The following is a 9253-nucleotide window of genomic DNA, read 5'->3' as shown; positions in this document are numbered from 1 at the left end:
CTGTGAGGGTGCGACCGGGCCCACTTTTGCTGGGCGGGTTGGCTTGGGGATAGGTGGGAGAAGCGATCGCGCCTGCTAGAGTAAAGGGCAATAGCAGTGCTAAGCCTTTGAATGTAAGTGAGTTAAGTATTTTAGCGGAGAACATCATAGCGTGTGAGGCTCAGAAATTGGAGAATATGCTGAAGGGGGAAACCTCCAGCTTTGGTACTGAGGGAGTGACCACTTAGGTATTTTATCCAATCATCCTAGCAATACAACCGCCTAATCAATCGACTATTTTGCTGGTTTGCTGAAACTGGAAGGATTTTATCGCTTTTTTCCTTCTGTCTGCTGCTGAAATAGGGTTAATTCACTGTCACTTTGTAAATTCTCGGCAACTCCAAACTCCCTGGAGGCTCTATACCTGTTAACATTGGCAGAAAATCAGTTACTTTCTCCGGGCCAGCCTGTTGCAGAGCATTCAACAGTTGAGCGCTACGCCCGATCAAATCTTCAACGTTAATTTCCGCGTAAGTGGGCTGATAATAGTTCAGTCGATTTATTCCTTCTCCCAGTAATATTACTGCACCCCGCCAGTTCTGATTGCCTAAGTGGTAGAGGGCGACGGCTATTTGCAAGACTCCTTGATAAAACCTTTTCTGGGGTTCGCTTGCTTCCATCCACAAGGCCTCTAGGGTATCGTGGCAAGCGTAGAACTCGCGATCGTTAAACTGTTGGACTCCCTGCCAAAACTCAGTCGGTATTTCCAAGTCCATTCGATTGTAAATGTGATAGAGCGATCGCCTCGTCAAAACTGTCAAAACTATAGATTAAATCAATTGAATTATTCTACCATAGCGGTTTTCAGTTGCATGAGAGCAGATCGACCCTTTCCACCAAACCTCAAGCAAATCATCCTCTAGATGCTGACCATCTAAATCTGCCAAACACACCAAAATTGGTAAAAATGAGGTTTCTTTTAATGCCCAGTCCCCTATTTTCTGCCATTCCGTCATCTTACCCGATCTAGGTTCTCCAATAATTGCGATCTGTTTCCTTTACTTTTGCTGAGCTCTTGCTTGATTACTTTTTAGATATAGTGAAGGTAAATATGACTGACTGAGCAAGAGAGACATCCGTGCAACCATACACCCCCTTATCCATCGAGCAAAAATGGCAGAAGGCTTGGACTGAACAAGGCTTAGATAAAACGCCAGAAACCCCTGAAAAACCTAAATTTTATGCCCTGTCCATGTTTCCGTACCCATCTGGCAATCTGCACATGGGTCACGTCCGCAACTACACGATCACCGACGTAATTGCCAGACTCAAGCGGATGCAAGGCTACCGCGTGCTCCATCCGATGGGGTGGGATGCCTTTGGGCTTCCGGCAGAAAATGCCGCGATCGAGCGACGCATTCCCCCTGAAAAGTGGACATATCAAAACATTGCTCAGATGAGATATCAATTGCAACAACTCGGCTTTTCTATTGACTGGAACCGAGAAGTTGCGACCTGTTCTCCTAATTATTATCGTTGGACGCAATGGCTGTTTTTACAATTTTTTAAAGCAGGATTAGCTTATCAAAAAGAAGCAGCCGTGAACTGGGACCCAATCGACCAGACAGTATTAGCAAATGAACAAGTTGATAGTGAGGGGCGTTCTTGGCGTTCTGGTGCAATAGTCGAGCGCAAAATGTTGCGCCAGTGGTTCTTGAAAATTACTGACTATGCCGAACAACTATTAAATGACCTGGATAAATTATCAGGTTGGCCGGAAAGAGTTAAGTTAATGCAAGCTAACTGGATTGGTAAATCTGTAGGCGCTTATTTAGAATTTCCTATTGTGGGAATGGATGAAAAAATAGGCGTATTTACTACTCGACCCGATACGGTTTATGGTGTTACTTACATTGTCCTCGCGCCGGAACATCCTTTAACAAAGCAAGTAACAACAACTGAAAGAATGACTGCTGTAGAAGCCTTTATTAAAGAAGTTTCTACCCAAAGTGAATTAGACCGGACAGCCGAAGATAAGCCCAAGCGCGGTATTCCCACTGGTGGCAAAGTAATTAATCCTTTTACAAATGAGGAAATACCCATTTGGATTGCTAATTATGTCCTGGTTGAATACGGCACTGGGGCAGTTATGGGCGTACCTGCTCACGATACGCGGGATTTCGTATTTGCTAATCAAAATCAGTTGCCAATTAAAGTTGTAATTGTCGATGATGATGAACTTCCACTGACAGCAGCTTATACTGAACCTGGAATTATGATTAATTCTGGTGAGTTTAATGGCATGGCTTCAATTAAGGGGAAAGAAGCTATTATTCGCCACGCCGAAAATCAAGGTTATGGCAAAGCGCGAGTACAATATCGCTTGCGAGATTGGTTGATTTCTCGTCAACGTTATTGGGGAGCACCCATTCCAGTAATTCATTGTCCTCAGTGCGGAAGTGTCTCTGTACCTGATGAAGATTTGCCTGTATTATTGCCAGAAAATGTGAAATTTACAGGGCGCGGCGGTTCGCCTTTAGCACATTTAGAAGATTGGGTAAATGTGCCCTGTCCTAGTTGCGGAACGCCTGCAAAGCGGGAGACTGACACGATGGATACCTTTATTGATTCTTCCTGGTATTTCTTGCGTTTTCCCGATGCCAATAATGAGGAAAGCGTGTTTGATTCTGCAAAGACAAATGACTGGATGCCGATAGATCAATATGTAGGAGGAATCGAACACGCAATTTTACACTTATTGTATTCGCGCTTCTTTACCAAGGTGTTGCGAGATTGCGGTTTGATCGATTTTGACGAACCATTCCAGCGGCTATTAACTCAAGGGATGGTACAGGGAATTACGTATAAAAATACCGTGACTAAGAAATACGTTCCCTCAGCAAACATAGACTCTACTAATCCTAAAGATCCGCAGACGGGCGAAGCCTTGGAAGTCTTTTATGAAAAGATGTCCAAATCGAAATATAATGGCGTTGACCCCTTGGAAGTAATGGCTAAATATGGGGCAGATACGGCGCGAATGTTTATTTTATTTAAAGCGCCACCGGAGAAAGATTTGGAGTGGGATGATGCTGATGTTGAAGGGCAATTTCGCTTTTTAAATCGCGTTTGGCGGTTGGTGACGGAGTTTGGTGCTACTCTTCCCGATTCTGTTGGTAAACAGGAGGAGATTCCTAGTAATTTGAGCAAAGTTGAGAAGGATTTGCGGCGGGCAATTCATACAGCAATTAAGGAAGTAACGGAGGATTTAGAGGGAGATTATCAATTTAATACGGCTGTCTCTGAAATGATGAAGCTGAGTAATGCAATTAGCGATTCTACTTGCAAAGACTCGCCAATTTATGCGGAAGGTATGAGAACACTAATTTTGCTCTTAGCACCTTTTGCGCCACATATTGCTGAGGAGTTATGGCAGATTATTGGCAATAGTGAATCTGTACATCATCAAACTTGGCCTGTTGCGGATCTCTCTGCTTTAATTGCTGATGAAATTACGCTGGTGATTCAAATTATGGGTAAGACTCGCGGCACAATTCAAGTTCCTGCTACTACTGATAAGGATGCTTTAGAAAAGTATGCTCGTGAGTCGGAGGTTGCACAGCGTTACCTTGAAGGTAAAGAGATTAAAAAAGTGATTGTGGTTCCGGGAAAGTTGGTTAATTTTGTTGTAGCTTAAACTATTCGGTTTCCGATAGTTTGCTTTGGTAATTGGTAATTGCTAATTGCTAATTGCTCTACGGCTAAAGAAACCGGGTTTTTTGCCGAGTCTATGGGTTATAACGAAGTATTTTCGTGAAAAACCCGGTTTCTGAGTCCTATGGAAAGAGCCAATTCTAACTCTTTCTCTCAGGGAAAAGTTGACAGGCTCTTTCCGTTGGCTTATTAACAAACTCTAATTGAGACGTTACAAATCGATCCATCCAATTTTCCAAATAAACACGATTCGCCTTTTGTTCCTCCGGATCAGAAGTATCAATCGGATAAGGTGCTAATCCTAAAATTGCGGCTGTCGTTACGCAAAACATTGACTTCTGAAAACTCTGACAAATTTGCACCCGCAAATCATCTTCACCCCGACAACTCATGCGATAAATTTCGTGCAAATACTCTGGCAAGAAATGCCGCATATCCTGCATTGCTTGAGTCGGTGGAATGCCACCACCTCCTATCGGCAAAGGGTCAGCATATAAAGCACCATAGGCAAAGTCTGCTTGATTTGAGGGAACTTGATGAGCTTGAGCATTGTAGGAAATTACCCCAAAGAAAGGAGTTCCCCGGAAGAAAATGGCTTCGACATAAGGCACGGCAACATCTACTAAAAATGTCAAGCCAGCAGCCGCAGGAAGGATATCATAGACTTCATTACCAATCTTAACGCTGTAGGTAATCGGGTTATTTGCTGCTTTTACTAAAGCGGCTTTAATATGCTCTACAACTTGTGGAATTGATTTAATTTCTCCCTTATCGTAGCGATCTGATAAAGCAAGAAACATATCGCTCATTACTCGCCAGAATTGCCCTAAACCGCTGTAGTAAGCTAGCACTCGTACTTGTTCGAGCAAAAACTCAGGGAATAGTCGATTGAGTCCCTGAATCGGCCAATTTCCTTTAAGTTTAGCTTTGATAGCCTTCTCAGCAAGGTGGCAAAATTCTGGCGAATCTAAATAAGTATCCAAACCGCCGCCGCCGTGCCAAAGCATCGTTTTCATGCAATACTCGGCATACTCATAATTGATGCGATCGTGCCACAAGTAACGCAGCAATTTAGGCAGATTAATTTCGCCATTAAAGTATTTGAAAAAGGGGAAAAGTTCTAAAAATTGATGATCTGCAATGTAGATCAGATTGTCGGAATAAGCGCCAATAACTACACCGTAACTTTTCAGAATCCCTACAACTTCTACGAGATTTTCGGCTGAGTCTGGAAGTAAAGCTTCACCAGATTCTAAACGTTCGATGTACGAGCTGAGAATATGAGTAGATGGTTTTAATGCAGTTCTTGTCATTTGGGTTCACCCTCTATAACTATTTTTTTATCTGTTCTTATTCTTACGGTTTTGGGTTAGTAAGAAAGAAGCAATTTATTCCTTTTTAGATAGAACTTACGCAAGCTTTACGTAACGCTACCATCTTGGCGGTAAAGTTACCGTCAAGATGGCGGCGGTACTGCGATCCTGCGTAAGTCATGTCAGAGTAAAAAACCTTTCAAAAGGACTGAGATGCTTGTTTACTAGAGCTTTGAATCAAAGCTTTGAGATAGTTGGACTACAGACTGCACTGGTGCTACTATTGCTGTGGCTGTGGCCTCGCTGAGTCCAACTACTACGCTGGGCAGCACTCCTAAAATAATAATGATTACAGCTAGTATCATTGGGGGAATGCGATCGCGCCACAATACTTGAGGTAAGTTAATCACTAAATCGGAAAGCCGACCGAAAAAGGCGCGGTTAACCATGATTAAAAAGTACACTGAAGTTAAGCCCGTGCCAATCATGCACAGCAATGTTTGCACGGGAAATACAGGCATACTTCCCCGAAATACTAAAAACTCGGCAATGAATCCCGCCATGCCGGGGATACCTGCACTTGCCATTACTCCTAAAATCATTAAAGTTCCAATCATGGGCAATCCACGTTCGGGATTGAGTAAACCTTTAATGATGTCTAAATCGCGACTGCCGGATTTTTTGTAAACAACACCAACGCTGAGAAATAGCAGCCCGGAAATTAAGCCGTGACTGACCATTTGCAAGACAGTTCCGATTAAACTCACTGGAGTAGCGGCGGCACTTCCTAATAGGATATAACCCATGTGGGCGATAGAACTATAGGCTACCATTTTTTTCATGTCTTTTTGCGCGATCGCACAACTTGCCCCATAGAGCACGCTGACAACTGCCCAACTTGCTAACCAAGGGGATAAGATTGTCCACGCTTGGGGAAATAAACCTAACCCAAACCGCAACATCCCATAAGTTCCCAATTTCAGCAGTACGCCTGCTAGTAATACGGAAACTGGTGTTGAAGCTTCAACGTGAGCATCAGGTAGCCAAGTATGAAAGGGAACTAAAGGCATTTTAATTGCAAATGCTACCAAAATTCCACTTAGTAAAATGATTTGGGTTCTCAATGGCAAAGACGATGCTTGCAACGCTTCTAAATCAAAACTGCCAGCCCCGCTGAACCAAACGATACCTAAGAAAGATGCTAATACCAGAATTCCCGCAACCGCAGTGTAGAGCAAAAACTTAGTAGCTGCATAGCCTTTGCGAGCGCCTCCCCAGATAGCAATTAGCAGATAAAGTGGGATCAGTTCTATCTCAAAAAATAGGAAGAACAGCAACAAATTTTGAGCCAAGAATGCACCAGCAACTCCGCCAGCGATCAGTAGCATTAAAGCATAATAAACCCTCGGTCTGTGGATAGATTCATCTGTACTATAGATGGCGATACCTGTCAACAGGCAATTTAAAATTACCAAAGGTAAAGATAAGCCATCAATACCCAGGTTATAGTTTAATCCCAAGGGTTTTATCCAGGGGAGAAATTCAGAGAACTGTAAACCGCCAACACTAGGATCGAACTGAGTTGCTAAGAATACAGACCACACGAAAGCTGCACCAGCAATTGCGAACGCGATCTTCCGAGTAATATTAGGCGCGATTACTGCGGGCCAAAATCCAATTACAGCCGCTCCTAATATTGGTATCCAGATTAAAGCACTAAGCATCGATTAACTTTCCCCCTATTGCACACCCATTGAGTTTGAGTGATATCATATCAAAATCTACCCTTTCCACTTCCAAAAACAACTAATAGATTGCAGATTAAAATGCAAACAAATACAAATCCCCCAATAGAAATTTAATTCATCTGCATTGATCTGCCAAAGCGCGGCGGCTAACCCAAATTCTGGGGTTAAAAAATCCCAATCATCAAGAATAGCAACATCCCCACTCCCACAACAATAGTCAGTACATAAAATTGCGACTGCCCAGTAACGCCATACTTCAATCCTTCTCCACTAAAAAGAGTGGCTAAACCAAACAAATTAACCACCCCATCGATCGCATAGCGGTCAACCCAAGCGCTAGCCTTGGAAATCATCTCAACCGCCAACACCACAGTCAACCGATAAACCCGGTCAATATAAAAGTCATAAGCAAACAAATCCTGCAAAGACTTCCAAGGGAGGCGCACTGGTTTCGGCCACAGATCGTAAATGTAAATCGCCCCTCCAATTACCGCCCCAACTAAGCCAGAAAGCGCCAATAAAGGTACATCTAACTGATTAATAATCTGTTGTAAAGACCAGACATCAGAATTGTCAACCCAAGGGCCACTCCAACTAATTAATAATTGCCATTTCTGCAACATCAAAGGCATCAATAGCGCTACCACTGTCATCGATACCATTGGTACAGCCATCGGCCATGCTACCTCTGGAGCTCTGCGAGTTTTCGGTTGCGATTTGCCCGCAAACACTAAACCAAATACGCGAGTTAAATTCAAAGTCGTTAAACAATTCACCAACAGCAACACTGCAACTAGCCACCAAGGAACGATCCAAAAACCATTAATCCAGCGGCGCATCGCCCAAAAACTTCCCAGGGGTAGTACCGCCACCATACTTGTAGCGCCGACAACGTAAGCAATAGTTGTAGCAGGCATTTTTGACCACAAACCACCCATTTCTGTCAAGTCTTGAGTGTTAGTTGTCAAAATAATTGAGCCGGCGCTCATAAATAATAGGGCTTTGGCGATCGCGTGCGTAAATAGCAACAGCAGAGCTATATCTACATGATTCTGACCCACCGCAATGAACACCAAACCCAGATAAGCACTTGTCGAATGGGAAAATGCTCGCTTAATATCAATTTGGGCGATCGCTACCAGCGAAGCCCCGATCGCAGTCACAGTCCCAATAATCTCCAAAGTCATACCAGTCAGCGGCGACAGCGCCAAAACAGGCTGTAGCTTAATCAACACATAGGCCCCCGTCGCCACCACCACCGTATTCCGCAAAATAGAAGCCGGATTTGGCCCCTCCATCGCCTCATCCAGCCACAAATGCAGGGGAAATTGAGCGCACTTGCCAATGGGCCCAGCAATCAAAGCCAAGCCCAACAAAGTCGCCGTCAGCGGTGGTAAAGTTGCAGTTTGTGCCCACCGTTCCAAATCCGCAAAATTCAAACTCCCCGCCAGCGTCGAAAGCGTCACCACCCCCATCAGCAGCAACACATCACCCACCCGCTTCGTCAAAAACGCATCCCTAGCAGCCGTCACTACCAAAGGTTGAGCGTACCAGAACCCCACCAATAGATAAGTCGAAAGCGTCAGCATTTCCAGCAAAGCATAAGTCAGAAACAGCGAATCGCTGATCGCAATCCCGCTAATCGCCCCTTCAAAAAAGCCCAGCAACGCGAAAAATCGAGCCAGAGCCCAGTCTTTTTCCATGTATCCCAAGGCATAGATTTGCGCTATCAAGCTCAAACCCGTTACCAACTCCATTGCACCCACGCTCAATGAGGAGATTTCCAGAGCAAAAGACAAATCTAAATCACCCGCTTGTAGCCAATGCAGGAGTAACGGTTGAGGATCTTGACCCCAAGTCGCCCTGAACAAAATCGATCCATGTATGAAGGCGAACACAGTCATCAATAAATTAAAGTAGGCCGCTGGCCGAGGGCCTGTCCTGCGGACGCTTCCAGTTGACCAAGGCAAGGTTAAAACCGCACCGAACACGCCGTATAAAGGTATCCACCAACAGCTTTGCAGGAGGAACTGAGTCATTGAATTTATCCTTGAAATTTCACTTTGAGGAATTGCCCCCGAAGATCGGGGTTTGGGGGATCTGCCGCGTAAGTCCGATCAACTCTAGAAGTCAGACCAAAGTTGGATTATAGAGTTTTGGCAAAATACTTTCTATTTTGTTTAAATATACCGCTTTGAGCCCCAAATAGTAGAAAGTGCGATCGCCAAAAATCTGCCCCATCCCCCACAGCAAACTGAAGTTATATCAGCATATTTACTTATTCCACAAATTAGATCATAATTGCGATAATTGAAAGGCAAGTACATCTATGAATATTAACTTTATTAAAGAATTATTAAGTTAATTGACGCATTACTAAATTTAATTTTTCTTATTAAAAATTATAATGGCGGTTTATATTGTCAACGGGGCCCCATTCTCCTATTCTTAAAATAGGTAACGTTAAAACCGTTTTCCCAGGCTGAAATGGGTGGGGCT

The 9253-nt window shown here is 43.9% G+C and carries 6 protein-coding genes; 1 reads left to right on the top strand and 5 read right to left on the bottom strand.

What is annotated here, in order from left to right:
- Positions 1-344 precede the first annotated feature (344 nt).
- Both PN499_RS25325 and PN499_RS25320 read right to left on the bottom strand, forming a co-directional pair.
- Positions 345-755 carry a DUF309 domain-containing protein gene (locus PN499_RS25325; RefSeq protein WP_272035753.1) on the bottom strand — a complete coding sequence of 137 codons (411 nt, stop codon included), beginning with the start codon at positions 753-755 and terminating at the stop codon, positions 345-347.
- Positions 756-809: 54 nt separating this feature from the next.
- Positions 810-995: a hypothetical protein gene (locus PN499_RS25320; RefSeq protein ID WP_272035751.1), complete on the bottom strand. Its 186-nt coding sequence runs from the start codon at positions 993-995 to the stop codon at positions 810-812.
- 122 nt (positions 996-1117) lie between these two features.
- Between PN499_RS25320 and leuS the strand changes: the two genes are divergently transcribed.
- Positions 1118-3676 carry a leucine--tRNA ligase gene (gene leuS, locus PN499_RS25315; RefSeq protein ID WP_272035748.1) on the top strand — a complete coding sequence of 853 codons (2559 nt, stop codon included), beginning with the start codon at positions 1118-1120 and terminating at the stop codon, positions 3674-3676.
- Between the two features lie 157 nt (positions 3677-3833).
- Here leuS and PN499_RS25310 read toward each other — a convergent pair whose 3' ends face one another.
- From PN499_RS25310 to PN499_RS25300, 3 genes are all read right to left on the bottom strand, one after another.
- Positions 3834-5006: a CO2 hydration protein gene (locus tag PN499_RS25310; protein ID WP_272035746.1), complete on the bottom strand. Its 1173-nt coding sequence runs from the start codon at positions 5004-5006 to the stop codon at positions 3834-3836.
- A gap of 224 nt (positions 5007-5230) precedes the next feature.
- Positions 5231-6730, bottom strand: a complete 1500-nt coding sequence (locus PN499_RS25305) for an NADH-quinone oxidoreductase subunit M (RefSeq protein WP_272035744.1) — start codon at positions 6728-6730, stop codon at positions 5231-5233.
- 188 nt (positions 6731-6918) lie between these two features.
- Positions 6919-8793, bottom strand: a complete 1875-nt coding sequence (locus tag PN499_RS25300) for an NAD(P)H-quinone oxidoreductase subunit F (protein ID WP_272035742.1) — start codon at positions 8791-8793, stop codon at positions 6919-6921.
- Positions 8794-9253 lie beyond the last annotated feature (460 nt).

The sequence above is a fragment of the Kamptonema animale CS-326 genome (assembly GCF_028330895.1).
Classification (GTDB): Bacteria; Cyanobacteriota; Cyanobacteriia; order Cyanobacteriales; family Microcoleaceae; genus Kamptonema; species Kamptonema formosum.
Note: the sequence above shows the minus strand (reverse complement) of the source record. Positions and strands in the feature narration are given on the sequence as shown.